Raw genomic sequence first — 24,368 nt, forward strand, 5'->3', positions numbered from 1 at the left:
AGCAGCGGAATGAGAACTTTTTTTCATTATTTACTTTTAACGATTGGTTCGGTATTTGTAGCGGCAGGGCTTGAGCTGATTCTGGCTCCGAATGGACTTGTCGACGGCGGAGTGACAGCGATCGCGATTATGGCAAATGAACTGTTTGCCTGGCCGATCTGGGTCGGTTTTTTAGCCCTGAACATCCCTTCCTTATTGTTTTCGGGCCGCTTTATGGGGAAAACCTTTGTCATTCGGACTTTATATGCAAATGTGATAACGGCTGCTTCCCTTGCGTGGCTTGGACCGATGCTGGCGATTACGTCTTCTGAAGTACTGATTGTCCTTTACGGCGGGCTGCTTTTGGGGCTCGGCGTCGGCCTCGTTGTCAAAGCGGGGGGAGCCGTGGACGGGACAGAAATGATTGCGATTTGGGCCCAGCGCCGCTTTCATATTCCGGTCAGTACGTTTTTGCTGGCGATCAACGCGTTTATTTTGACCGGGGCGGCATTTGTTTTTACGCTTGAGCAGGCAATGTTCAGTGTCGCTGTTTTTTATATTGTTTCGAAAATGATTGATTTTGTGCTTGATGGGTTAAACCAGGGGAAATCGGTGATGATTATTTCCGATACGCCGCATAAAGTCGGGCAAAAATTGTTGAAGGAGCTTGATGTGTCGATCACCTATCTGTATGGACAGGGCGGCTATACAGGTGATGAACGATTAATCATTTATTGCATTACGAACCGCTTTGTTTATCCGAAGCTGAAGGAGGTTGTCATGGCGGTCGATCCGAGCGCCGTGCTGGAAGCGTATTATGTGTCAGAGACATCCGGGGTTAAAAAAGCAACGTTATTTAGTTCGGCGGGCGAAAAAAAAGATTCGTAAACAGGCAGGATTCAAGCCGGTGTGTGGTTAAGTAATATACAATGGGGTATAAAGAAATAGGTGAATGGCTTGTTATTTGTTGTTGCATCTATCTACTTACATAATTGATTTATTTTTCAAAAAAGGAGCGAATGCAAATGAAGGTTAGTTATCATGGTCATTCAGTTGTTTTTGTCGAAGCAAAGGGGAAGAAAATCATTTTCGATCCCTTTATTACCGGAAATGGGACAACCGATTTAAAGGCCGATGAAGTGGAGGTTGATGTGATTTTATTGACGCACGGTCACAATGATCACGTCGGTGATACGGTAGCGCTTGCGAAACGAAATGATGCGCTTGTAATCGCCCCGTTCGAGCTCGCAGCGTATCTAGGCTGGCAAGGTGTCAACACTCATCCGCTTCATATTGGCGGTGCGCATGAATTTGATTTTGGCACCGTTAAATTAACGCAGGCTTTCCATGGCTCGTCGTTTACAATTGAAGAGGAGCAAAAAATTATTTATACAGGGATGCCGGCCGGGATTTTATTGACGACGGAAGGTAAAACGATTTTTCATGCTGGAGACACCGCTTTATTTGGCGACATGAAGGTCATTGGTGAACGAAATACGATCGACCTCGCCTTCCTGCCAATTGGCGATAATTTTACAATGGGTCCTGACGACGCCGCGGTCGCAGCGGAATGGCTGCAGGCGAAGCGGGTCGTACCGATTCATTACAATACGTTCCCGTTAATCAAACAGGACGGCAAGCAGTTTGCTGAACAGCTGCCAGGCAAAAAAGGTCTCGCTCTCGGAGTGGGAGAGTCAATCGAGCTTTAAAGCGGATCGATATAGGAGAAAAAAACGAGGGGATGCAAAAAGGGAAACCAGCCTTTGTCGCAGCCCCTCTTTTTTTACATGGCATTGGAATGAAGACCTGGACAGGGGTCTTTTTTTCATATTGGCCGCATAAGGTATGGAAAAAGAGTCAAAAAAGAAAGGGTGATCCTTATGCGCCAACGGGCGTTTCTTTGCTGTTTGCTGTCGGCTTTGATGTTATTTTACAGCTTTTCGTTACTCCCTTTTCAAGGTGAGCCGCTGGCACAGGCCTTTGCTTATTCATGGGTTGCATTTGCGATAATTGTCTTAATTGGAAATAGTCTACAGCTGTTATATAGAAAGGAAACAAAAGTGGCATCTGTATCATTTCCTTCTGCCGCGAAAAAAAGACTGAGACAAAGAGAATAGCGAAAGATAGCCTTGCTCCCCTACTCTTTCCAACGTATAATGGCAGTAATACAGAGAGAAAAAAATAACAGATACAGTGAGAGTAGGAAAGTGTGGTGGCGGTATGCCGACAAAAACAAAGCATGAGCAGATTATTGAGTATATTACTGACCTTGAGGTAGGAGAAAAAATTTCTGTTCGTTCTATTGCCAAAGCGTTGCTCGTAAGTGAAGGCACGGCTTACCGTGCGATTAAAGAGGCCGAAAACCAGGGGCTTGTCAGCACCATCGAGCGCGTTGGGACGATTCGGATCGAGAAGAAAAAGAAGGAAAATATTGAAAAGCTGACCTTTGCTGAAATCGTAAACATCGTCGATGGACAAGTTCTCGGGGGACGGCAGGGGTTGTATAAGACACTCAACCGCTTTGTCATCGGGGCGATGAAGCTTGACGCGATGATGCGCTATGTCGAAGCGGGAAATCTTCTCATTGTAGGAAACCGCTATCAGGGCCACAGGCTCGCTTTGGAGGCGGGGGCGGCTGTTTTGATCACCGGGGGCTTCGACACGAGCGAAGAGGTGATTCAGCTGGCGGATGAGCTGGATTTGCCGATTATCTCGACGAGCTATGATACGTTCACTGTGGCGACGATGATTAACCGGGCGATCTATGACCAGCTAATTAAAAAGGAGATCGTGCTGGTCGATGATATTTTGATTCCGCTGCAGGACACGTTTTACATGACGACGCAGAACAATGTCGAGAAGTGGCATGAACTGAATGAAAAAACCGGGCACAGCCGTTATCCGGTCATTGATGCCCAAATGAAAATTCAGGGCATGGTCGCCGCAAAGGATGTGCTCGGGGCGACGAAGCAAACTCCGATTGAAAAGGTGATGACCCGCAATCCGATTACGGTCAATGAGCATACGACCGTCGCTGCTGTGGCGCACGTTATGGTGTGGGAAGGAATCGAGCTGTTGCCCGTTATTGACGAGCAGCGCCGGCTGCTTGGCATCATTAGCAGGCAGGATGTGCTGAAAGCGTTGCAAATGGTGCAACGGCAGCCTCATGTCGGTGAAACGATTGAAGATATCGTCACGAGCCGGATCGAGGAAAAGGCCGTCGAGGAAGGCTATATGTTCGAATGCGAGGTTTCACCGCAAATGACGAATCAGCTCGGGACGATTTCCTACGGCGTCATGACGACGCTTGTCACCGAAAGTGGAAGCAGAGTGTTGCGGAAATACAAAAAAGGTGATCTCGTTGTCGAGAATATTACGATTTACTTTATTAAGCCTGTCCAGATCGAGAGTATGATCATGATCAGACCAAAAATATTGGAAATTGGACGGAAGCACGGAAAAATTGACGTCGAGCTGTACTTTAATGGGGAGATCGTCGGCAAGGCATTGATGATGGCCCAGCTGATTGAACCTTAATCCTAAAGTCAAATAGCAGGGAATCAGGAGATGCCAGACTAGCAACGTTCGCGGCACGAGAAGAAGATCGAGCTTGAGACAAAACTAGCTTTTGGACCTATTGGCAATGGCTTCACACGCCACAAGCCTGTTGTGAGAAATCCACTCACAACGGGCTTTCAAAAAAATCGTGGCGGTTCCGCTCATTGCGTAGAGACTGGAAAAAAGGTAAAAAACAACCTTTTGTCCCAGCCTCGGATGATCGGAGTGTTTTAGTTTCTCTCTTTCATTGGTCTCCCGAAAGTGAGGAAAGACTACTCGTCGAGCTGAGGGATGTAATGGCGGTAAGCGCGATAGCCAAAAACGATATTGGCGATTCCTAAAAGGGCAAAAACGGCTCCGACGACAATGTCGATTGTACCGCGTGGAGTGAACAGCAGGTTGGCGCCAAAGGCGGTGAGGAAAAAGCCGAGCGAGAGCGTCGCCTTCGTTTGATAGAGACGATTTAATAAGGATGGCGGGGTACGCCATGTTTTTATTTTGTTATAAAGAAAAAAGACGGCAGAAAAGATAATGATAATCGTAAATATTTTATCCACAATGAGGCCTCCTTGTTTCATAGGTCATGCTGATATTGTATCGTTATAAGAGAAAGAATACCAGTGAAGGAAAGATGAACAGAAAGAGAGCTGAATAAATTGATTGCTACTATTCTTGATCAAGTTGCCGCTTTCGACACGGTTATTATTCATCGTCATGAACGGCCGGACCCCGACGCTTTAGGATCCCAGCTCGGGCTTGCTTCGCTTCTTAAGAAGCGTTATCCGGAAAAGAACATTTTTGCCGTCGGTGAGGAAGAACCCTCCTTAGCTTTTTTAGGGGAGATGGATACGGTAAAGGATGAACAATATGAGGGAGCACTCGTGATCGTGTGCGATACGGCTAATACGGCGCGGATCAGTGATGCGCGCTATGACAGGGGCGCTTACCTGATTAAAATCGATCACCACCCGAATGAGGAACCGTATGGCGATCTTATCTGGGTTGACACGAGCTTTAGCTCCGTCAGTGAAATGATCGTTGAATTGGCGATCCAGGGCAAGGAACGCGGTTTTGAACTGGACGCTGACTCTGCTGAACTGCTTTATGCGGGCATCGTAGGGGACACGGGCAGGTTCCGTTTTTCAAACACGAGCGCTGATACGTTAAGACGGACGAGTTTGCTTGTCGCCGAAGCATTTGACCAGAATGCGTTTTATTCCAACTTTCATAAAAAAGATTTGAAAATAATTCGCTTGCAAGGCTATGTGCTGCAGCATTTTTCGATTGTCGCTGAGCGCGTCGGCGTCATGCGGCTGACAAAGGAGCTGCTGGAGCAGTTTCAGGTGACAGCCAATGAATCATCGCAGCTCGTCAATAGCTTTTCCGATGTGGAGGGCTTACGGACATGGGTTTTCTTCGTTGAGGAGGAGGATAAGATCAGAGTCAGATTGCGTTCCAAAGGACCGGTGATTAACGAGATTGCCGCCGAGCACGGCGGAGGAGGCCATCCGATGGCTGCCGGAGCAACGGCGTATTCCTGGGAGGAAACAGAGGAGATTGTCGCGAAGCTTGTGCGGGCTTCAAGCGAAGGGGACTGACAAAGAACGGGCATAGTCAATCCTGTTTTGGCTACGCTGCCGGGGCTGGGACAAAAGGCTGCTTTTGCCCAGCCCTTAAGCAATGTGCGAAAACCTCGGCGACTGCGATTGCCAATAGGAGCTCGTTTTGTCTCAAGCGCTCGGCAGCGTAATTTCTACATAAAGCCGTAACGTCGTAAACAAATAGACTTCCTTCACATCAAGCTGATAGCGGCCTTCTCCGACATGAAACACTTTATTCTCCAACGTTTTTATAATCGAATCTTTCATTGTCGCCACCGTTTCAATATCTTTCCGTTCAATAAACTGGAGCTCGTTGAGCGCCTGTTCTCTTAGTTCAAATAATGTTAACTGGTTGAGGCGCAGGCGCCGGTCATTTACGTAAACAATTTCAACCTGCTGGATCGTCAGCTTTTTTTGATTCTCTTCATTCAGCTTCGTCTGCTCGCTGACGAGCCCGTCAATTCGTTCCTGCTGCTTATGGATCAGCGCCTCCTGTTTGGAAATACGCAGCATCAAGCCTTCATACACTTGTCCATACTGATAAACAAAAAAGAACCAGCCGATGAGAACGCCAATGATGACCCCGGCAAAAAAGCGCTGCCAGCTTGGCCGCTCAAAGAATGGGGGGATTCTCATGACAGTGTCTCCCCTACGATCCACTGCAGCAGCAGCGTCCCTGAATGCGCGCCGCAGAGGGCGGCAAAGATCATTAGCCCCGTCTTGAAAATATCATCATGAGCGCCGTTAAAAAGCCCCCGTTCAATGGTTGTAATCGCGTCAAACGTTCCACCGATCGCTGCTACGATCGCCCAGATTTTTAAGCTGCTGGCTAAATCATTCATAACAGAAAGGGGAGGCTTTCCAATGAGAAAGGCACCGATCCCGCCAATAATCGCGCCGCCGATTAAAACACCGAAGGCGACGAAGAAGTCTATGATTAACGTAGCCAGCAGCTCCCGGTCCAACATACTCTGTTCCTCCTTTCACTCTCGTGCTTCCGTACAAGGGCTTATCCATATTACTATGTATACGGAATGAGAACAGAATTATGACTGCCGTTGTCCCGGTCGCTGCAAAAAGCGCCGGACAACCAGCTAATGAGACAGCAGCTGATCATTTATACTATACTAGGATACATGGACTTATTTTTAGGAAGGGGGGGATTGGATGGTTGTTCAAAGCTATGTTTATAGTGAATACAGCCTACTATCTGCTACAAATCGGTTGCCTGCTTTCGTGAAAAAAGCGAAAGAGCTTGGCTATCAGGCGCTGGCATTAAGCGATCGTCATGTGATGTACGGGGCGGTTCCCTTTTATCAGGCTTGCGTTGCCAATCAGATCAAGCCGATCTTCGGGCTTGAGCTGACCATCCAATATGAGGCGGAGCAGCAGGCTTCGGCCACTCTTCGCCTTTATGCCAAAAATAATCAGGGCTATGCCAACTTATTGCAGCTAGCGACGATCCTTGGCCATAAAGAGGAAAAAGAGCCGTTTCTGACGCGTGAGGAAATGCTTCCTCATTTGCGGGAAGTGCTTGTCGTGCTGCCGAGCCGGACCGGCCCCCTTGATCTTTGGCTGCAGGAAGGCCAGTATCCAAAAGCACTTGACTGGATCAATCGCTGGAAAGGCGGGACCGAATCCTCCGATTGGTTCCTCGCGATTGAAGAGGATTATGGTGACGACTATGAAGCACGTAAGGCGTTCGCGCAAGTTTCCGGTTTGCGGCTGCTCGCCGCTCCTCCTGTCTTTTTTACAGAAAAGGAGGACGTCAGCGCGTATCAGGTGGCGCGCTCGATTCAGCAGGGGAGCAGGCTGGCTGACAGCGTCTTTACCGACAGAGAACGGATCGCCTATTTACACAGCCCTGCTGAAATGAGCGACCGCTTTCAAAACGTACCAGAGGCGCTCCACAACTCTGAATTGCTTGCATCTGCCTGCACGGTGCAGCTGACACTTGGCGAACGGCGCATGCCGAAATTTAAGGCGGAAGCGGCGGTGCCGGCGGAAAAGCAGCTGCGCCACTTATGCGAGCAGGGATTAAAGGAGCGTTATCAACAGGTGACGGAGCCGATGCTTGCCAGACTGGAGCATGAACTGGGCACGATTATCAGGATGGGCTTCAGTGATTATTTTTTAATCGTTTGGGATATTTTACGCTATGCGAGACAACGGCAGATTCATACAGGCCCGGGCAGAGGCTCGGCTGCCGGTTCACTTGTCGCTTATGCGCTTTATATTACCCATGTCGATCCGTTGAAATATGAACTGCTGTTTGAGCGTTTTTTGAATCCAGAGCGCGTTTCCTTGCCGGATATTGATCTCGACTTTCCCGACCATCGCCGCGACGAGATCATCGCCTATGTCAAGGAAAAGTACGGAGAGCGGCATGTGGCGCAAATTCTGACATTCGGAACGCTGGCGGCAAAGGCTGTCATCCGTGACGTTGGCAAGGCGCTGGGCCTGGGGACGGTAACCGAGCAAATCGCCAAAGAAGTGCCCGCCTCGCCGGGGATTACGCTGGAGAAAGCGCTGAGAGGCAGCACGCGGCTGCAACAGCTGATTAAGCAATCAACTGAAGCGGAGGAGCTGTGGACGCTCGCGACACAGCTGGAAGGGCTGCCGAAGCATTCCTCGACACATGCCGCGGGAGTCGTGATCAGTGCCGAACCATTGCCGGAAATCGTCGCGCTGCAAGCGGGTCAGGGCGGGATGTCGCTGACCCAGGCGACGATGGAGGTCGTCGAGGAGCTCGGATTGCTGAAGTTTGACTTTCTCGGATTGCGGAACTTGACGTTGCTGGAACGGATCGTCCAGCTTGTTCACGAGCAGCATCGCCCGTTTAATCTGGCCGTGATTCCGCTTGATGACGCGCCGACCTATCAGCTGCTCGGTGCCGGCGATACGACGGGAATTTTTCAATTGGAGTCACAGGGAATGCGGCGGACGCTGATCGACCTCAAGCCGACTGACTTTGAAGATATCGTGGCCGTCAACGCTCTTTACCGGCCCGGCCCGATGAAATTTATCGACGATTATATTCGAGGCAAGCGCCAACCGGAGCAGGTCCACTATCTTCATCCGGATTTGGAGCCGGTTTTGGCCAAAACATATGGCGTCATCATTTATCAGGAGCAAATTATGCAAATCGCTTCGGTGCTCGCCGGTTTTTCCTTGGCGGAAGCCGATTTATTAAGAAGAGCGATCAGCAAAAAGAACAAAGTGGAACTGGCGCGGCAAAAGGAGGCTTTTCAGCAAGGGGCGTTACGCCAAGGGTACGGGTCGGAGCTTGCGGAGCAGGTTTTTGCCCTAATTGAACGGTTTGCTGACTATGGCTTTAACCGAAGCCATGCCGTCGCGTACAGCATGCTCAGCTATCAGCTCGCTTATCTGAAAGCCCATTATCCGCTGGCGTTTTATACAGCGCTGCTCTCCAGCGTCTGGCACCATCATGAAAAACTGGCTCATCATCTCCAGGAATGCCGGCAGGCCGGCTATCGGATCCTGCCCCCTTCTCTGTCAAAAAGCGGCCAGCTCTTTACCGGGGAGCAATCAGCGATCCGCTTTGGCCTTTTGCCGATTGCCCACGTAGGGGTAAAGGCCGTGCAGGCGATTTTGACGGAGCGCGAGCGAAAGCCGTTTTCTGATCTGTTTGACTTTGTCGTCCGCGTTGACACGAAGCTCGTTAACAAAAAAGCAATCGAACAGCTGATCAAAGCAGGTGCGCTGGATGAGTTCGCGGAGGATCGGGCGACCTTGCTCCATTCCCTGCAAGCGGCGTTTGAGTTTGCGGACACAGTCAAAAGCTTTCAGGAAGAAACCGCTGGATTGTTCACCGTCGAAGTGCCACCGCCGCAATATGAGGCTGCCGAACCGCTCACCGTTCAGGAAAAGCTCGATATGGAACGGGAAGCACTTGGGTTTTACCTTTCCTCTCATCCGGTGGAAATGTATAAAGAGAAGCTGGAAGGGAGGGGGCGTCGAACATTGAGCGAGGCGCTGACAGCGAAAGGGGTGATCCGGGCGGCGGGACTGGTGGTCCAGGTCAGAGAAATCAAAACGAAAAAAAATGAGCAGATGGCTTTCGCCAAGCTGAGTGATGAGGCGGGCGAGGCAGAAGTTGTCGCTTTTCCATCAGCCTGGAAGGCAGCGAAAGAGCTTTTCAAAGAAGGCGAGCTTCTGTTTGTTGAAGGCAGGGCGGACGCTAAACGGCAGCAGCTTATCATTGAAAAGGCGATCCGGCTGCAGCAGCTTACGGTCGAGCCTCGTAAACTCTTGTTTCTGCGGATTTTACCGGAAACGGCTTCGAAGATTGAGCAGGTGAAAGCGCAGCTTCAAGCTTATCCGGGAACGGTTCCGGTCGTGCTTTATCATGCTGAAACAAAAGAAAAAAAGATTCTCCCTCAAGACTGGTATGTCAATGCGGCTGATGAATGTCTCGATCAATTAATCGGGCTGTTGGGGAAGGAAAATGTCGTGCTGCAGTCGTATAATAAATAAGGGAAATCAGGAATATCTCTTGGCTTATGACTGAACTTTCTATATAATAAAGGTTGTTTTAAGTGGTCAGACCATTAGTGAAAAACAGGATTCAATCTAAGGAAATCAAATTTATTTATAAAAGAAGGAGTGTGTCTGTTGTGGCAACAACAAGAGAAGAAGCCTTACATATTCACCGCGAAAATCAAGGGAAGCTGGAGACAACGTCGAAGGTCCCTGTGCGAAATGCTCAGGATTTAAGCTTAGCGTATTCACCGGGAGTGGCTGAACCTTGTAAGGAAATCTTTGAGGACGTTGAAAGCGTATATGAGTATACAATGAAGGGAAACATGGTAGCCGTAGTCAGCAATGGTACTGCTGTGCTTGGATTGGGGAATATTGGTCCTGAAGCTTCTTTACCGGTTATGGAAGGAAAAGCTGTCTTATTTAAGTCATTTGCCGGCGTTGATTCCTTTCCTATTTGCCTGCGCACAACAGATATCGATAAAATCGTTGAAACGGTGAAATTAATGGAGCCGACTTTCGGCGGGGTCAATCTTGAGGATATTGCTGCACCGGATTGCTTTGAAATTGAAGAGCGTCTGAAGAAAGAAACAAATATTCCGATCTTCCATGACGACCAGCACGGAACGGCGATCGTCACACTAGCCGGACTTATTAATGCGTTAAAGCTGACTGGGAAGAAAATGTCAGAAATTAAAGTAGTGGCGAACGGAGCCGGTTCAGCCGGAATCGCGATCATTAAATTGATGCAGCGCATGGGAATCCGCGATGTCATTATGTGTGATTCAAGAGGCGCTATTTTCGACGGGCGTTCTTACGGGATGAACCAGATGAAGGACGAAGTGGCGAAATTTACGAATCCGGACCGTTTAGAGGGAAGTCTCGCTGACGTCATTAAGGGCGCGGATGTCTTTATCGGGGTTTCCGTTGCCGGCGCATTATCAAAAGAGATGGTCGAGAGCATGAATGCAGATCCGATTATTTTTGCGATGGCGAACCCTGTGCCTGAAATTATGCCGGAAGAAGCCAAAGCTGCCGGGGCGAAAGTCATTGGAACAGGACGTTCTGATTTCCCTAACCAGGTGAACAATGTTCTTGCTTTCCCGGGAATTTTCCGCGGAGCGCTTGATGTACGTGCGACTCATATTAACGAGGAAATGAAGGTTGCCGCCGTTTATGCGATTGCTGATCTTGTCGCTGAGTCAGAGCTTTCTTCTGATTATGTGATTCCGGCACCATTTGATGCGCGGGTTGCTCCGGCTGTTGCAGCAGCTGTAGCGAAGACAGCGATGGAGACCGGCGTTGCCAGAAAGAAAGTAGACCCTGAAGAAATAGCTGAGAGAACGAGAAAAATGGCTATTATCGGAAACGAATAAAAGGTGAGGGATGACATTATGTCATCAGGACAGCCGAAGGTATACGTAGAAATCATCAAAAAAATTAATCAAATTATCCAGCATGATCAGTTAACGAGTGGAGATAAGCTTCCTTCTGAAAGAGAACTGAGCGACCGACTTGATGTTGGTCGCTCCTCTGTCAGAGAGGCGCTGCGAGCGCTTGAACTGCTTGATTTAATTGAGACAAGGCGCGGGGAAGGTACCTTTATTAAACCGGCTGGCAGCTTTCAATTAATTGACATTATTTTATCTTTTTTATTGAAAAGTGAAAGTGCTAAGCAGGATCTGAGCGAAACGAGAAGAATTGTCGAAGTGGAAGCACTGCGCTTGGCCTGTGAACGAATGGATGAAGAAGCAATTGAACGCCTGAACAGTCTGATCAATGAAGCGAAAGAAGAGTGGGCTCATGGTGATCTGCCGGTGGAAGAGGATTATTTATTTCATAAAACGATCGTCGCTTCCTGCCAAAATCAGCTTCTGCTTAATCTATGGATGGCATTGGTCGAGTACAACAAGGTGGCGATTGAACAATCGTTGAAACGGGCAGGAAGAATGAGCGCTTCTATTGCCGAACATGAAGAGATTTATCAGGCGCTTAAAGGAAGAGACAGCGAAGCAGCAATTGCAGCGATGAAACGTCATTTGCAAAATAGCCGTTTTTGATTGAGCTGTTTCGTTTTAGATCATAGATTACGAAAGCTTAAGCGAGCGAGGTGGAAAAATGCTTAAGGATTTTTTAAAGAAAAAAAAGCGGTATGCGACAATCCCTTCTGAGCGTGCCAAGCAGGAAGTGCCGGAAGGCTTAATGACGAAGTGTCCCGCTTGCAGAACGATTATGTATACGAAAGAATTGAAAAAGAATTTATATGTGTGCGACACATGCGGTCATCATCACCGTATGGCAGCCTATGACCGGATGAATAGTATATTTGACAGTGGTACGTTCGTTGAATTTAATCAGAATATGACGAGCCTTAACCCTTTAGGCTTTGATGCCTATGAAGAAAAGCTTGAAGCGGACCGCAAGAAAACCGGCATCAATGAAGCGGTTGTGACAGGCGAAGGGCAAATTGGCGGTTTTGGCGCCGTGGCAGCTGTTATGGATGCCCGCTTCCGGATGGGAAGCATGGGGTCGGTTGTCGGTGAAAAAATCACGTTGGCTATAGAGCGGGCAATTGACAAGAAACTGCCATTTATCCTGTTTTCCGCTTCCGGTGGAGCAAGAATGCAGGAGGGGGTTCTTAGCTTGATGCAAATGGCGAAAACAAGTGCCGCCCTGCAGAAATTACATCGTGAGGGTGGGCTTTTTATTTCCATCATGACGCATCCGACAACAGGCGGGGTGTCAGCGAGCTTCGCTTCATTGGGTGATTATAATTTCGCCGAACCGAAAGCGCTGATCGGCTTTGCCGGACGACGCATTATTGAACAGACGATTCGCCAGGAGCTGCCTGATGATTTCCAGACCGCGGAGTTCCTGCTTAAGCATGGCCAGCTTGATCGTGTTGTTCCGCGTCTGGAGATGAAAGAAACACTTCGAAATATATTGGATATTCACGCTTCATAACAAAGGAGGTGCTCAAGCATGGCGAGTGAACTAGGTTTTGAGAAGCCGATTACCGAATTGAAGAATAAAATCAGTGAGCTTCGGCATTTCACCGAAGAAAAAGATATCGATTTAACCGATGAAATTGTGAAACTGGAAAGACGATTGCAGAAGCTGGAGGAAGAGATTTACGGCAATTTGCAGCCTTGGGAGCGGGTTCAGCTGGCCCGTCATAGCGAGCGGCCGACGACGTTGGATTATATCGAGCATTTGTTTACCGACTTTCTTGAACTCCATGGCGACCGCTTATTTGGCGATGATGAGGCGATTGTCGGTGGCATCGCGAAATTTCACGGGAGACCGGTCACGGTGATTGGTCATCAGCGTGGAAAAGATACAAAAGAAAACATTCGCCGCAACTTCGGAATGCCTCATCCTGAAGGGTACCGGAAAGCGCTGCGCTTAATGAAACAGGCTGAGAAGTTTAATCGGCCGATTTTTTGCTTTATCGATACAAAAGGAGCCTACCCTGGAAAGGCTGCTGAAGAGCGTGGTCAAAGTGAAGCGATTGCCAGAAACCTGCTTGAAATGGCCGGATTGAAGGTGCCTGTTATTTGCGTCGTGATTGGGGAAGGCGGCAGTGGCGGAGCGCTGGCGTTAGGTGTCGGCAATCATGTTCATATGCTCGAGAATTCGACCTATTCCGTTATTTCGCCGGAAGGGGCAGCGGCTCTCCTTTGGAAGGATGCTTCGCTGGCGCAAAAGGCGGCAGAATCAATGAGAATTACAGCGCCGGATTTAAAAGAATTAGGGATTATTGATGAAATTATCCATGAAGTTAAGGGCGGTGCCCATAAAGACGTCAAGCGACAGGCAGAAGCGATAGACGACGTATTGACGGCTTCTCTGACAGCATTATCGAAGCTGTCTGAAGAAGAACTAATTGAAAATCGCTATGAAAAGTACAAAAAAATTGGAGAATACGGGCTTGTAAACGATGTCATGCCTGTTGAATAAAGGAGAGGGTGTTCTAAAAGTGCTGGCTTTTGGGACACCCTCTATGTGCTATCCAGGGCCGCTGAAAATCTTTGAAACCTGTACGGGGCGTGGCTTTCAGGCAGTAGAGAAGTCGATTGGCGCCGTCTCCTCTTTTGATGGCTCGCTCAATCATCTGTATTGTGTTCCGGCGGTGAAAATGGTATTTTTTTTAATTGAGAGCAAGATACTATTACAAGTCCAAAAAGTAGGGTAAGGGGAAAGAAGAACAAACACTTTGCCAAAACAAGTCGAGGGGGTACATAGAATGAAACGTATCGGAGTTCTGACAAGCGGGGGCGATTCTCCAGGAATGAACGCTGCCATTCGGGCTGTCGTGCGGAAAGCGATTTATCATGAGGTGGAAGTATATGGCGTCTCTTACGGATATGCCGGTTTAATCGAGGGTGATATTAAGAAGATGGAGCTCGGCTCTGTAGGCGATATCATCCATCGCGGCGGCACGATTTTATATACAGCACGCTGTGAAGAATTTAAAACAGAAGAAGGACAAAAAAAGGCGATCGCCCAGCTGGAGAAGTTTGGGATTGAAGGGCTTGTCGTGATCGGCGGAGACGGTTCATACCGCGGGGCGCAAAAATTAACCGAGCACGGATTTCCAACGATCGGTGTCCCAGGAACGATTGACAACGATATTCCGGGGACGGATTTCACAATCGGGTTTGACACGGCGTTAAACACCGTCATTGATGCGATAGATAAAATCCGCGATACGGCAACTTCGCATGAACGTACATATGTGATTGAAGTCATGGGACGGCATGCCGGTGATTTGGCGCTTTGGTCGGGGCTTGCTGATGGGGCGGAAACAATCGTGATTCCGGAAGCAGACTATGACTTTGACGCGATTATCTCCCGATTAAAACGTGGACAAGACCGGGGGAAGAAGCATAGTATTATTGTTGTAGCGGAAGGAGTCGGAAGCGGATTTGAGTTCGGCCGCAGCATTCAGGAAGCAACGAAGATGGAGACGCGTGTTACTGTGCTCGGCCATATCCAGCGCGGCGGCTCACCAACCGGATTTGACCGTGTACTGGCAAGCCGGCTCGGGGCTAAAGCGGTTGACCTGCTGCTTGATGGGAAAGCTGGTGTAACTGTCGGAATTCAGCGTAATGAACTAGTCTACCATGATATAAACGAAGCTTTATCCCGTCCGCATACAATTGACCAGGAGATGTACAAGCTCTCACAGGAGTTATCGATTTAAACAATGACTATTTTAGGAGGCTAATATGCGAAAAACGAAGATTGTATGTACGATTGGACCGGCGAGTGAATCGATCGATAAGCTTGTTGCCCTTATTGAAGCTGGTATGAATGTCGCCAGGCTGAATTTTTCACACGGTGATTTTGCGGAGCACGGGGCGCGGATTGAAAATATTCGTGAAGCAGAGAAGCGCACCGGGCAAAAAGTAGCGATCCTGCTTGATACGAAGGGACCGGAAATCCGGACGCAAACATTGGAGGGGGGAGTAGCCGAACTGAAGGCGGGTGAAACATTAATCATTTCCATGACAGAGGTAGTTGGAAATGCGGAGAAGATTTCGATCACGTATCCGGGGTTAATCGACGATGTTCACCCAGGTTCGAAAATTCTTCTCGATGACGGACTGATCGGCTTGGAGGTCGTGGAAATCCGTGACGAGGAAATTGTTACGAAGATCTTAAACAGCGGGACATTGAAAAACAAAAAGGGCGTCAACGTGCCGAATGTCAGCGTGAACTTGCCGGGGATTACCGAAAAGGATGCGGCTGATATTAAGTTCGGAATTGAGCAGGGGGTTGACTTTATCGCGGCTTCGTTTGTCCGCCGTGCAACCGACGTGCTGGAAATCCGTGAGCTTCTTGAACGACATAATGGGACGGATATTCATATTATCCCGAAGATTGAAAATCAGGAAGGTGTCGACAATATCAACGAAATTTTAGAAGTGTCAGACGGGTTGATGGTCGCCCGTGGGGATCTCGGTGTTGAAATCCCTGCCGAGGAAGTGCCTCTTGTACAGAAGCAGTTGATCAAAAAATGTAACTACGCCGCAAAGCCGGTTATCACGGCGACACAAATGCTTGATTCGATGCAGCGTAACCCGCGCCCGACAAGAGCGGAAGCCAGTGATGTTGCCAACGCGATCTTTGATGGAACAGACGCGATCATGCTATCGGGTGAAACGGCGGCCGGTGATTATCCGGTTGAATCCGTGCAGACGATGAACAACATTGCGCGACGGACCGAGGAAGCATTGAATTATGAAGCGATGCTGCGTAAGAAAACGAAGGAAGCGAATATCACGATTACGAGCGCGATTGGCCAATCGGTCGCCCATACTGCCTCTAATCTGTCAGCGGCTGCTATTTTATCGGCGACTGAGAGCGGTTATACAGCAAGAATGGTTTCAAAATACCGCCCGAAATCGCCAATTGTTGCCGTCACGAGCAACGAGCGCGTCATCCGCAGGCTGAACCTCGTGTGGGGTGTCTATCCTGTTCTTGGCAAAGAAGCAGCTTCCACCGATGAAATGCTGGAATCGACTGTGGAATCCGCAGTATCGTCAGGGATGGTGGCACAAGGTGATTTGGTCGTCATCACGGCGGGGGTACCGGTCGGGGAAACGGGAACAACAAATATTATGAAGGTCCATGTTATTGGCGAGGTCGTTGCCAAAGGCCAGGGGATCGGCCGGCGGACGGCATCAGGGAAAGTAGTGGTGGCGAGAAACGCTTTTGAGGCCAATGAGAAAATGAAAGAAGGCTCAATCCTTGTTACGTACAGTACGGATAAGGATATGATTCCGGCATTTGAAATGGCCGCGGCCGTGATCACCGAAGAAGGTGGACTGACTTCTCACGCGGCGGTCGTCGGTCTTAACTTGAGTACCCCTGTCATTGTCGGAGTCGAAGGGGCAATGGAGCTGTTTGAAGATGGGGAGGAAATTACAGTAGACAGTGCGCGCGGCGATATTTATCGTGGCCATACGAGCGTGCTTTAAGCGGAATTAGAAAGTTTGTCTCAAGTAAGCCGAATGTCTGTTGAGACAAACTTTTTTCCTTAACAGGAAATGAGGTTGGCGGAAGGAGGAAGCTCAGATGTTTCGGTTCCTGTTGTTGCTTATTATTGTTGTGCCCGCGCTTGAAATCGCGGTGTTGCTCCTATCAGGACGAACGATTGGTGTCTGGCCGACGATTCTTCTGATTATCGCAACGGGAATTTTAGGGGCTTGGCTTGCGAAGCGGGAAGGATTGCAGACGATCAGGCTCGCTCAAATGCAGGCACAGCAAGGACAATTACCGAGTGGAGTGATGCTTGATGGGATTTGTATTCTTATCGGAGGGATTGCTTTGCTCGCCCCTGGATTCATTACGGATGCGATCGGTTTCTTTTTGCTTATTCCGCAAACGAGAACGGTTGCGAAAGCACTGCTGCTGAAAATATTTCATCGTCTCATCAAAAATGGAAACTTTATTATTATGAGTAATCGAAGGTAACAGAAGCTGGGCGGTTATGGCGAATCCTGTAGGATTATGGTATGATAAACAGGCATTGCTATGGATGTTGGAACGGCCAACGCAGTATGAGGAAGATTGTTTTAGGAAGAAGGTTGATTGTTTTTTGTTTTCACAGGCGTCGATTTTTATGCTTATTTTGTTAGCGATCGCGATCATGGCGAAAAACCAGTCTTTAATCGTTGCGGTTGTTTGCCTGTTGCTTTTGAAATGGGTAGGTTTAGGAGATAAAGTATTCCCTTTTATTCAGCAAAAGGGAATTAATATTGGCGTCACGGTCATTACGATTGCCGTTTTAACGCCGATTGTTACTGGCGAAATCGGGTTTAAGCAGCTTGGGGAAGCGGTGCGTTCCTCTTATGCGTGGATTGCGCTCGGAGCCGGTATTCTTGTCGCCTTAATTGCAGCAAGCGGGCTTGATTTATTGCGGACAGATCCTCATATTACGACGGCTCTCGTTTTTGGAACGATTCTCGCTGTGACATTATTCAATGGTGTTGCGGTCGGCCCGTTAATTGGAGCTGGGATTGCGTACTTGGCAATGAGAGCTGTTGAATTCTTTTCAAAGCTCGGCGGCTAATGCGAAGAAAAGCGGCTTCATCCAGGTAAAGCGGGCAAAGTGATCGGATTGTCGAGAATTAGTTTAACGTAAAACGTTCACAAAAGCGTAATAAATCGGTATAATGAACTGTGTCAACATCTTCCTACATAGCGGCGCTTATGTTTACTGGTTGTAAATGTAAGCATTTACTAGTTCGGGGCCAAGGAAGAACATTAGAGAAAAGGAGAGGTTAATGTGAGTACAACTCGTGGTCTAGAGGGTATTGTAGCAACGACTTCAAGTGTTAGTTCAATTATTGATAGTGTCCTGACCTATCAAGGGTACGACATTGATGATTTAGCAGATAATGCGAGTTTTGAAGAGGTGATTTACCTCCTTTGGAATGGCGATTTACCGAAAAAGGATGAGCTTTCGACATTTACACAGCAGCTGGCTGACCATGCAGAAATTCCAAAAGAGATCATCGAGCAGATGAAAGCACTTCCGTTAGATAAAGTCCATCCAATGGCTGCATTGCGTACGGCCGTTTCAAGTCTGGCATTATTTGATGAACAAGCTGATGTGATGGAAGAGGAAGCAAACCGTCTTAAAGCTGTTAAAATCCAGGCTCAGATTCCGACGATCGTGGCAGCTTTCTCACGCTTGCGAGACGGTCTTGAGCCGGTGGCACCCCGTAATGACTTGAGCTTTGCCGCCAACTTCTTGTACATGTTGACTGGCGAAGAGCCTGATAAAATTGCTGTGAATGCCTTGAATAAAGCACTTGTTTTACATGCAGATCATGAGTTGAATGCTTCCACATTTACAGCGCGTGTATGCGTGGCAACCTTATCTGATGTTTATTCTGGAATGACAGCAGCCATTGGCGCTTTAAAAGGTCCTCTCCACGGTGGAGCAAATGAAGGTGTGATGAAGATGCTGACGGAGATCGACACGATTGAAAATGTTGAGCCTTACATCCGTAAAGCATTGGATAATAAAGAAAAGATTATGGGCTTTGGTCACCGCGTCTATAAAAATGGCGACCCGCGTGCGAAACATTTGCGCGAAATGTCCAAACGTCTAACTGAAATTACCGGCGAACCAAAATGGTATGAAATGTCTGTTAAAATTGATAAGATGATCACCGAGGAAAAAGGGCTGTTGCCTAACGTCGATTTTTATTCGGCGAGCGTCTATCATTCCTTGGGGTTTGCGCATGATCTTTTCACTCCGATCTTCGCCGTAAGCCGGACATCAGGCTGGCTTGCCCACATTCTGGAGCAGTATAGCAACAACAGACTAATTCGTCCGCGCGCTGAATATGTTGGTCACGATAAGCGCTCTTACGTGCCGGTCGAACAACGTTAATCGCGTACAGCAGGAGGAGCAACTCCCTCCTTGTACATAGCATTTTTTCATTCCTTGCTGTTTTACAATATATGAAGGAGGTCATTAAATATGGCAGAAGTAATCAAAGTGAATAATGGTGTTCTTGAAGTACCAAATAACCCGATTGTCCCGTTCATCGAGGGAGATGGAACTGGTCCTGACATTTGGGCGGCAGCTTCCAGAGTATTGGATGCGGCAGTTGAGAAAGCATACAATGGCGAAAAGAAAATCGAATGGAAAGAAATTCTTGCCGGTGAAAAGGCATTTAATCAAACGGGTGAATGGTTACCTGAAGAAACACTTGATGCAGTTCGCAAGTATGTTATCGCGATTAAAGGGCCATTAACGACTCCAATCGGCGGCGGAATCCGCTCATTAAACGTTGCCCTTCGTCAGGAGCTTGACCTTTATGTATGTCTTCGTCCGGTTCGTTATTTCAAAGGTGTTCCTTCACCGGTAAAACGTCCTGAAGATACAGACATGGTCATTTTCCGTGAAAACTCTGAAGATATTTACGCAGGTATTGAGTACAAAGAAGGCTCAGACGAAGTGAAGAAGCTTATCGATTTCCTTCAAAACGAAATGGGTGTAACGAAAATCCGCTTCCCTGAAACGTCTGGTATCGGAATTAAGCCAGTTTCTGAGCAAGGAACAGACCGACTGGTTCGTGCAGCAATTCAGTATGCGATTGATGAAGGCCGCAAGAGCGTGACGCTTGTGCATAAAGGGAACATCATGAAGTTTACTGAAGGAGCCTTCAAAAACTGGGGATACGAAGTGGCTGAGCGCGAGTTTGGCGATAAAGTATTCACATGGGCTCAATACGACAAGATTGCCGAAGCAGAAGGAAAAGACGCGGCAAATAAAGCACAGGCAGATGCCGAAGCAGCTGGAAAGATCATCGTCAAGGATTCAATCGCCGACATTTTCTTACAGCAAATTCTTACTCGTCCAAAAGAGTTCGATGTTGTCGCTACGATGAACTTGAATGGTGACTACATTTCTGATGCGCTTGCGGCACAAGTTGGCGGAATTGGTATTGCACCTGGTGCGAACATCAACTATGCAACAGGACACGCTATTTTTGAAGCGACTCACGGTACAGCACCGAAATATGCCGGACTTGATAAAGTAAACCCTTCATCCGTTCTTCTTTCCGGTGAGTTAATGCTTCGTCACCTTGGCTGGACAGAAGCGGCTGATCTTATTATGGCGTCAATGGATAAAACGATTGCCAGCAAGGTCGTCACATATGACTTCGCCCGTCTGATGGATGGCGCAACAGAAGTATCATGCTCTGGTTTTGCAGATGAATTAATTAAGAACCTTTAATCAGGAAACGGATAAGAGGTTAGATTATTAAATAAAAATTGGAGTGGATGCAGATGGCAATAAAGCGTCGCAAGATTTCAGTCATTGGCGGTGGATTTACTGGAGCTACAACAGCTCTGATGGTTGCCCAAAAAGAACTTGGAGACGTCGTGTTATTAGATATTCCACAAATGGAAGGCCCGACAAAAGGAAAGGCATTGGATATGCTTGAATCGACTCCTGTTCAAGGAATCGATTCAGCGATTGTCGGAACTTCAAATTATGAAGATACAAAGGACTCAGATGTCGTTGTTATTACGGCGGGGATTGCTCGTAAGCCGGGAATGAGCCGCGATGATCTGGTCAATACAAATGCGGGAATTATGAAGGCCGTAACGAGAGAAGTTGTGAAGTACTCGCCGAATTGTTATATCATCGTCTTAACGAATCCGGCTGATGCGATGACATATACGGTTTACAAAGAGTCCGGCTTCCCGAAAAACCGGGTTATCGGCCAATCCGGAGTGCTTGATACAGCCCGTTTCCGGACATTTGTCGCCCAGGAGCTTAACTTGTCGGTAGAAGATATTAGCGGCTTTGTTCTTGGCGGGCATGGCGATGATATGGTTCCGCTTATCCGCTATTCCTATGCCGGTGGCATTCCACTGGAGAAGCTGATTCCGCAGGACCGTCTTGATGCAATCGTCGAGCGGACACGCAAAGGCGGCGGCGAAATCGTCGGCTTGCTCGGAAACGGCAGTGCCTACTACGCGCCTGCTGCTTCACTTACACAAATGGTGGAAGCGATCATTAAGGATAAAAAGCGTGTCATTCCGACAATTGCTTACCTTGAAGGCGAGTATGGCTACGAAGACATTTATGCCGGTGTTCCAACGATTCTCGGTGGAGATGGAATTGAAAAGGTGATTGAGCTTGAATTAACTGAGGATGAAAAAGCGGCTCTCGCCAAATCGATTCAATCGATCCGTAACGTTATGGAAGCATTGCCGAAAGAGTAGGTAGAAAACAAGGATCACGGTTGAAGGCTCGTGCAGAAAGAAACGATGCACCTTCCAATTACATGAAGAGAGGTTGTCTTAGAAGCGTTCGCTTTCAGGCAGCCTCTCTTTTTTGAAATTCACAGCAACCGATTGGCTTCGCGCCGTCTCCTGGGGGAGAAGAGAGCGTTTTCTTAGAAAAAAGCTGTTCTAACAAGGAAAAGCAGTCTCTTTTTTGATATACTATTAAAAAAGGATGAAGAGGGAAAACCGTTACAACTATTAACGTAAACTTTGGGGGAAGTTTACGTTTGGAGGATGGAATGATGTCACAGCGTATATTGGTAGTGGATGATGAAGAATCAATCGTTACATTATTGCAATTCAATCTGGAGCAGTCAGGATATGATGTCACTACGGCAATGGATGGGGCTACAGCATTGAAGCTCGCCAGTTCGGAGCCATTTGATTTGATCGTTCTTGATCTCATGCTACCAGAGCTAGACGGTATTGAGGTATGCAAGCAGCTTCGTCAGCAAAAGATTTTGACGCCGATTTTAATGCTGACGGCAAAGGATGATGAATTCGATAAAGTACTGGGTCTTGAGCTCGGTGCTGACGATTATATGACAAAGCCGTTTAGCCCGCGTGAGGTTGTTGCCCGAGTCCGTGCTATTTTACGAAGAGTCGAGCAGCAGTCGTCTTTATCGCAAAAGGAAGAAACTGCGAAAGAGGCTGTTACTGTCCTGACATGCGGAGAGGTTGAAATTTACCCGGATAACTACGAAGTGCATTACCAGAACCAGGTGCTCGAGCTGACCCCGAAGGAATTTGAACTATTGCTCTATTTGGCGAACCATAAGGGCCGGGTGCTTACGCGTGATCAGTTGTTAAATGCCGTATGGGATTATGAATTTGTCGGCGATACGCGAATTGTCGACGTTCATATTAGCCATTTGCGTGAAAAAATAGAACCAAACACAAAAAAACCGATTTATATTAAGACCATTCGCGGACTTGGTTATAAATTAGAGGAACCACAGCTCCATGCTAAGACTTAGATTCAGGCTTGTTCTTGCGGTCGTCAGTATCACATTAATCGTCATGGCGAGTCTAAGCTTTATTATTGGACAGCTTTACGAGGATTTTTATTTAAACAGCCTGACCGAACGGCTGAAAAAAGAAGCTGATTTAACGGCGTATATGCTGGCGAAGGAGGATCTTGCTTCAGAGGAGATTCAGCAGCTGGCGATTGATTTTTCCGAGGAGCTGCAGGCTAGGGTGACGATTATTCTGGCTGATGGCTCGGTCGTCGGCGAGTCGGAAACGGACCCGGCGTTAATGGACAGGCATGATTTAAGACCTGAAATCCGGGCGATCCTGGCGGGAGAAGAAGGCAGAAGTATTCGTTTTAGTGAAACGGTGAAAGAAGAACTGCTCTACTACGCGGTTCCGATTGTCGATGATCAAAATGAAGAAATCGGCTTCGTCCGGCTCGGGCTTCCGACGACAACGCTGGCTGAGATGAATCAGACGATTTGGGGCATTTTGGCGATCAGCTTTTCCGTTGCTTTTATTATTATTGTCGCGGTCACTTATCGCGTCGCGAACCAGATGATTTCTCCGATTGAAAGTGCAACCGCGGTAGCCAATGAGCTGGCTGAAGGGAATTATAAAGCACGGACGTCAGAAGGCAGAAAAGATGAGATCGGCCAGCTGACCCGTTCCATCAATGTACTTGCCCATAATTTGGAGCAAATGACAACCCGCTATCAAACACAGCAGGAGCGGCTGGAGACATTAATTGAGAATATGGGAAGCGGACTGATTCTGATCAACGTCCGCGGGGATATTACGTTAATGAACCGGACTTGCCGCGATATTTTTCAGGAGAATACCGACTTATGGATCAATCAGCTTTATCATGATGTCATTAAACATAAAGAGCTGAATAAAATTGTCCAGGCGATTTTTATTACGGAGAAAAAACAGAGAAAGCAAGTCCATTTTGTCGTTCAGCAGGAAATCAGGCATTTCGATATTTATGCCGCGCCGATTATGAGCCGGAATGACCGTTTGACCGGGATTGCTCTTGTCCTCCACGATATTACCGAGTTGAAAAAGCTTGAGCAGGTCAGGAAGGATTTTGTCGCCAATGTCTCCCATGAATTAAAAACGCCGGTTACGTCGATTAAAGGATTTAGTGAGACCTTGCTTGATGGGGCAATGGAGACCGCTCCATTACGGGAGAAGTTTTTAAATATCATTTATAAGGAAAGCGAACGTCTTCAAGGATTAATTCATGATCTTCTTGAGCTGTCGCGGATTGAGCAGCAGTATTTTGAATTGAACTGGCAGCCGACGAATGTCGAGCGCGTGATTGAGGATGTTATTGTCATTTTAAAGGAAAAGGCGGAGGAGAAGGGGATCTCACTTTTGCTTCATACACAGGGGGACAGCCAAATGGAAGGTGACCCGGAACGGATGAAGCAAATTGTCATCAACCTGGTCAACAATGCGATCACCTACACCCCGGATGGTGGGCAAATTGATCTTTTCCTTCATGGAAAGGAAAGCGAGGTTGAATTGCTTGTGCAGGATACAGGTGTCGGCATCAGCGAAAAAGAAATTCCGCGTATTTTTGAACGCTTTTATCGTGTGGACCGGGCAAGGAGCCGGAATTCCGGAGGGACCGGCTTAGGGCTGGCAATAGTCAAACATCTCGTGGAAGCCCATCACGGCAGCATTCATGTGACAAGCAAGCCTGGAGAGGGTACATGCTTCAGCTTGACGTTTCCCCGTACACAGGAAGAAGAACAATCGGTTTAAGGCTTTACAAACTTTTTACATGATGTTCATTCCTGCTTAACCTTTGTTTTCTAAAATAAAGACTGAACGGTTTTATCATGCTTGACAAAGAGGACTCCTTTTTGTGAAGTTGTTACATCCCCTTAGGCAGGACGGAAGCACCCCCTTTAGCTTCCGTCC

The 24,368-nt window shown here is 47.9% G+C and carries 22 protein-coding genes; 19 read left to right on the forward strand and 3 right to left on the reverse strand.

Features of this window, described 5'->3' with window-relative positions; all coding sequences use genetic code 11:
- Window positions 1-9 precede the first annotated feature (9 nt).
- The 3 genes from ABMB67_RS10225 (at window position 10) to ABMB67_RS10235 (ending at window position 3,516) form a co-directional block, all read left to right on the forward strand.
- On the forward strand, window positions 10-867 hold the full coding sequence (locus ABMB67_RS10225) for a YitT family protein (protein ID WP_251223797.1): 858 nt from the start codon (window positions 10-12) through the stop codon (window positions 865-867).
- 137 nt (window positions 868-1,004) lie between these two features.
- Window positions 1,005-1,688: a metal-dependent hydrolase gene (locus ABMB67_RS10230; RefSeq protein ID WP_251223798.1), complete on the forward strand. Its 684-nt coding sequence runs from the start codon at window positions 1,005-1,007 to the stop codon at window positions 1,686-1,688.
- A 511-nt stretch (window positions 1,689-2,199) separates the two neighbouring features.
- The gene (locus ABMB67_RS10235; RefSeq protein ID WP_251223799.1) at window positions 2,200-3,516 is read left to right on the forward strand and encodes a CBS domain-containing protein; all 1,317 of its coding nucleotides are present in this window, start codon (window positions 2,200-2,202) and stop codon (window positions 3,514-3,516) included.
- A gap of 293 nt (window positions 3,517-3,809) precedes the next feature.
- Here the strand turns inward: ABMB67_RS10235 and ABMB67_RS10240 are convergent, their stop codons facing one another.
- Window positions 3,810-4,094 (reverse strand): YtpI family protein, encoded by a 285-nt coding sequence (locus ABMB67_RS10240; protein WP_354572002.1) that lies wholly within the window; start codon window positions 4,092-4,094, stop codon window positions 3,810-3,812.
- Between the two features lie 99 nt (window positions 4,095-4,193).
- Here ABMB67_RS10240 and ABMB67_RS10245 point away from each other — a divergent pair, with 99 nt between their 5' ends.
- Window positions 4,194-5,135, forward strand: a complete 942-nt coding sequence (locus ABMB67_RS10245) for a DHH family phosphoesterase (protein WP_354572003.1) — start codon at window positions 4,194-4,196, stop codon at window positions 5,133-5,135.
- A gap of 132 nt (window positions 5,136-5,267) precedes the next feature.
- Here ABMB67_RS10245 and ytrI read toward each other — a convergent pair whose 3' ends face one another.
- Together ytrI and ytrH are read right to left on the reverse strand one after the other, a co-directional pair.
- On the reverse strand, window positions 5,268-5,774 hold the full coding sequence (gene ytrI, locus ABMB67_RS10250) for a sporulation membrane protein YtrI (RefSeq protein WP_251223802.1): 507 nt from the start codon (window positions 5,772-5,774) through the stop codon (window positions 5,268-5,270).
- A complete protein-coding gene (gene ytrH, locus ABMB67_RS10255) occupies window positions 5,771-6,103 on the reverse strand; it encodes a sporulation membrane protein YtrH (protein WP_285890475.1) in 333 nt (110 codons plus the stop codon). Before ytrH ends, ytrI begins: the two co-directional genes overlap by 4 nt.
- A 202-nt stretch (window positions 6,104-6,305) precedes the next feature.
- Here ytrH and dnaE point away from each other — a divergent pair, with 202 nt between their 5' ends.
- The 15 genes from dnaE to pnpS all read left to right on the forward strand — a co-directional run bounded on the left by dnaE (window position 6,306) and on the right by pnpS (window position 24,209).
- Window positions 6,306-9,635, forward strand: coding sequence for a DNA polymerase III subunit alpha (dnaE, locus tag ABMB67_RS10260; protein ID WP_354572004.1), 3,330 nt, complete (start codon window positions 6,306-6,308; stop codon window positions 9,633-9,635).
- A 140-nt stretch (window positions 9,636-9,775) separates the two neighbouring features.
- Window positions 9,776-11,014 carry an NADP-dependent malic enzyme gene (gene ystJ, locus ABMB67_RS10265; protein ID WP_251223805.1) on the forward strand — a complete coding sequence of 413 codons (1,239 nt, stop codon included), beginning with the start codon at window positions 9,776-9,778 and terminating at the stop codon, window positions 11,012-11,014.
- An 18-nt stretch (window positions 11,015-11,032) separates the two neighbouring features.
- The gene (locus ABMB67_RS10270; RefSeq protein ID WP_251223806.1) at window positions 11,033-11,698 is read left to right on the forward strand and encodes a FadR/GntR family transcriptional regulator; all 666 of its coding nucleotides are present in this window, start codon (window positions 11,033-11,035) and stop codon (window positions 11,696-11,698) included.
- Between the two features lie 58 nt (window positions 11,699-11,756).
- Window positions 11,757-12,602, forward strand: a complete 846-nt coding sequence (gene accD, locus ABMB67_RS10275) for an acetyl-CoA carboxylase, carboxyltransferase subunit beta (protein ID WP_354572005.1) — start codon at window positions 11,757-11,759, stop codon at window positions 12,600-12,602.
- Between the two features lie 18 nt (window positions 12,603-12,620).
- Window positions 12,621-13,598, forward strand: coding sequence for an acetyl-CoA carboxylase carboxyl transferase subunit alpha (accA, locus tag ABMB67_RS10280; protein WP_251223808.1), 978 nt, complete (start codon window positions 12,621-12,623; stop codon window positions 13,596-13,598).
- Window positions 13,591-13,833 (forward strand): hypothetical protein, encoded by a 243-nt coding sequence (locus ABMB67_RS10285; protein WP_354572006.1) that lies wholly within the window; start codon window positions 13,591-13,593, stop codon window positions 13,831-13,833. The genes accA and ABMB67_RS10285 overlap by 8 nt, the downstream gene beginning before the upstream one ends.
- A 51-nt stretch (window positions 13,834-13,884) precedes the next feature.
- Window positions 13,885-14,844, forward strand: a complete 960-nt coding sequence (pfkA, locus tag ABMB67_RS10290; RefSeq protein ID WP_251192380.1) for a 6-phosphofructokinase — start codon at window positions 13,885-13,887, stop codon at window positions 14,842-14,844.
- A gap of 25 nt (window positions 14,845-14,869) precedes the next feature.
- Complete coding sequence (gene pyk / locus ABMB67_RS10295; RefSeq protein WP_251223810.1) at window positions 14,870-16,624, forward strand: pyruvate kinase; 1,755 nt, start codon at window positions 14,870-14,872, stop codon at window positions 16,622-16,624.
- Between the two features lie 97 nt (window positions 16,625-16,721).
- Complete coding sequence (locus ABMB67_RS10300; RefSeq protein ID WP_354572007.1) at window positions 16,722-17,120, forward strand: FxsA family protein; 399 nt, start codon at window positions 16,722-16,724, stop codon at window positions 17,118-17,120.
- A 124-nt stretch (window positions 17,121-17,244) separates the two neighbouring features.
- A complete protein-coding gene (locus tag ABMB67_RS10305) occupies window positions 17,245-17,718 on the forward strand; it encodes a DUF441 domain-containing protein (RefSeq protein WP_354572035.1) in 474 nt (157 codons plus the stop codon).
- Window positions 17,719-17,934: 216 nt separating this feature from the next.
- Window positions 17,935-19,050 carry a citrate synthase gene (citZ, locus tag ABMB67_RS10310; RefSeq protein WP_354572008.1) on the forward strand — a complete coding sequence of 372 codons (1,116 nt, stop codon included), beginning with the start codon at window positions 17,935-17,937 and terminating at the stop codon, window positions 19,048-19,050.
- Window positions 19,051-19,140: 90 nt separating this feature from the next.
- Window positions 19,141-20,403 (forward strand): NADP-dependent isocitrate dehydrogenase, encoded by a 1,263-nt coding sequence (icd, locus tag ABMB67_RS10315; protein WP_354572009.1) that lies wholly within the window; start codon window positions 19,141-19,143, stop codon window positions 20,401-20,403.
- Window positions 20,404-20,456: 53 nt separating this feature from the next.
- Entirely contained in the window at window positions 20,457-21,401 is a 945-nt protein-coding gene (mdh, locus tag ABMB67_RS10320) for a malate dehydrogenase (RefSeq protein WP_251223814.1), read from the forward strand.
- Between the two features lie 305 nt (window positions 21,402-21,706).
- Window positions 21,707-22,441: a response regulator transcription factor gene (locus tag ABMB67_RS10325; RefSeq protein WP_251223815.1), complete on the forward strand. Its 735-nt coding sequence runs from the start codon at window positions 21,707-21,709 to the stop codon at window positions 22,439-22,441.
- Entirely contained in the window at window positions 22,428-24,209 is a 1,782-nt protein-coding gene (gene pnpS / locus ABMB67_RS10330) for a two-component system histidine kinase PnpS (protein WP_354572010.1), read from the forward strand. The genes ABMB67_RS10325 and pnpS overlap by 14 nt, the downstream gene beginning before the upstream one ends.
- The last annotated feature ends 159 nt before the right edge of the window (window positions 24,210-24,368 follow it).

The sequence above is a fragment of the Halalkalibacter oceani genome (assembly GCF_040544555.1).
GTDB lineage: Bacteria > Bacillota > Bacilli > Bacillales > Bacillaceae_D > Halalkalibacter > Halalkalibacter oceani.

Bases quoted from the DNA above. Each gene is read 5' to 3' on its own strand.
- ABMB67_RS10225 (WP_251223797.1), top strand. From the start codon at position 10: ATGAGAACTTTTTTTCATTATTTACTTTTAACGATTGGTTCGGTATTT.
- ABMB67_RS10230 (WP_251223798.1), top strand. From the start codon at position 1,005: ATGAAGGTTAGTTATCATGGTCATTCAGTTGTTTTTGTCGAAGCAAAG.
- ABMB67_RS10235 (WP_251223799.1), top strand. From the start codon at position 2,200: ATGCCGACAAAAACAAAGCATGAGCAGATTATTGAGTATATTACTGAC.
- ytrI (WP_251223802.1), bottom strand. From the start codon at position 5,774: ATGAGAATCCCCCCATTCTTTGAGCGGCCAAGCTGGCAGCGCTTTTTT.
- dnaE (WP_354572004.1), top strand. From the start codon at position 6,306: ATGGTTGTTCAAAGCTATGTTTATAGTGAATACAGCCTACTATCTGCT.
- ABMB67_RS10270 (WP_251223806.1), top strand. From the start codon at position 11,033: ATGTCATCAGGACAGCCGAAGGTATACGTAGAAATCATCAAAAAAATT.
- accD (WP_354572005.1), top strand. From the start codon at position 11,757: ATGCTTAAGGATTTTTTAAAGAAAAAAAAGCGGTATGCGACAATCCCT.
- accA (WP_251223808.1), top strand. From the start codon at position 12,621: ATGGCGAGTGAACTAGGTTTTGAGAAGCCGATTACCGAATTGAAGAAT.
- pfkA (WP_251192380.1), top strand. From the start codon at position 13,885: ATGAAACGTATCGGAGTTCTGACAAGCGGGGGCGATTCTCCAGGAATG.
- pyk (WP_251223810.1), top strand. From the start codon at position 14,870: ATGCGAAAAACGAAGATTGTATGTACGATTGGACCGGCGAGTGAATCG.
- ABMB67_RS10300 (WP_354572007.1), top strand. From the start codon at position 16,722: ATGTTTCGGTTCCTGTTGTTGCTTATTATTGTTGTGCCCGCGCTTGAA.
- icd (WP_354572009.1), top strand. From the start codon at position 19,141: ATGGCAGAAGTAATCAAAGTGAATAATGGTGTTCTTGAAGTACCAAAT.
- mdh (WP_251223814.1), top strand. From the start codon at position 20,457: ATGGCAATAAAGCGTCGCAAGATTTCAGTCATTGGCGGTGGATTTACT.
- ABMB67_RS10325 (WP_251223815.1), top strand. From the start codon at position 21,707: ATGTCACAGCGTATATTGGTAGTGGATGATGAAGAATCAATCGTTACA.
- pnpS (WP_354572010.1), top strand. From the start codon at position 22,428: ATGCTAAGACTTAGATTCAGGCTTGTTCTTGCGGTCGTCAGTATCACA.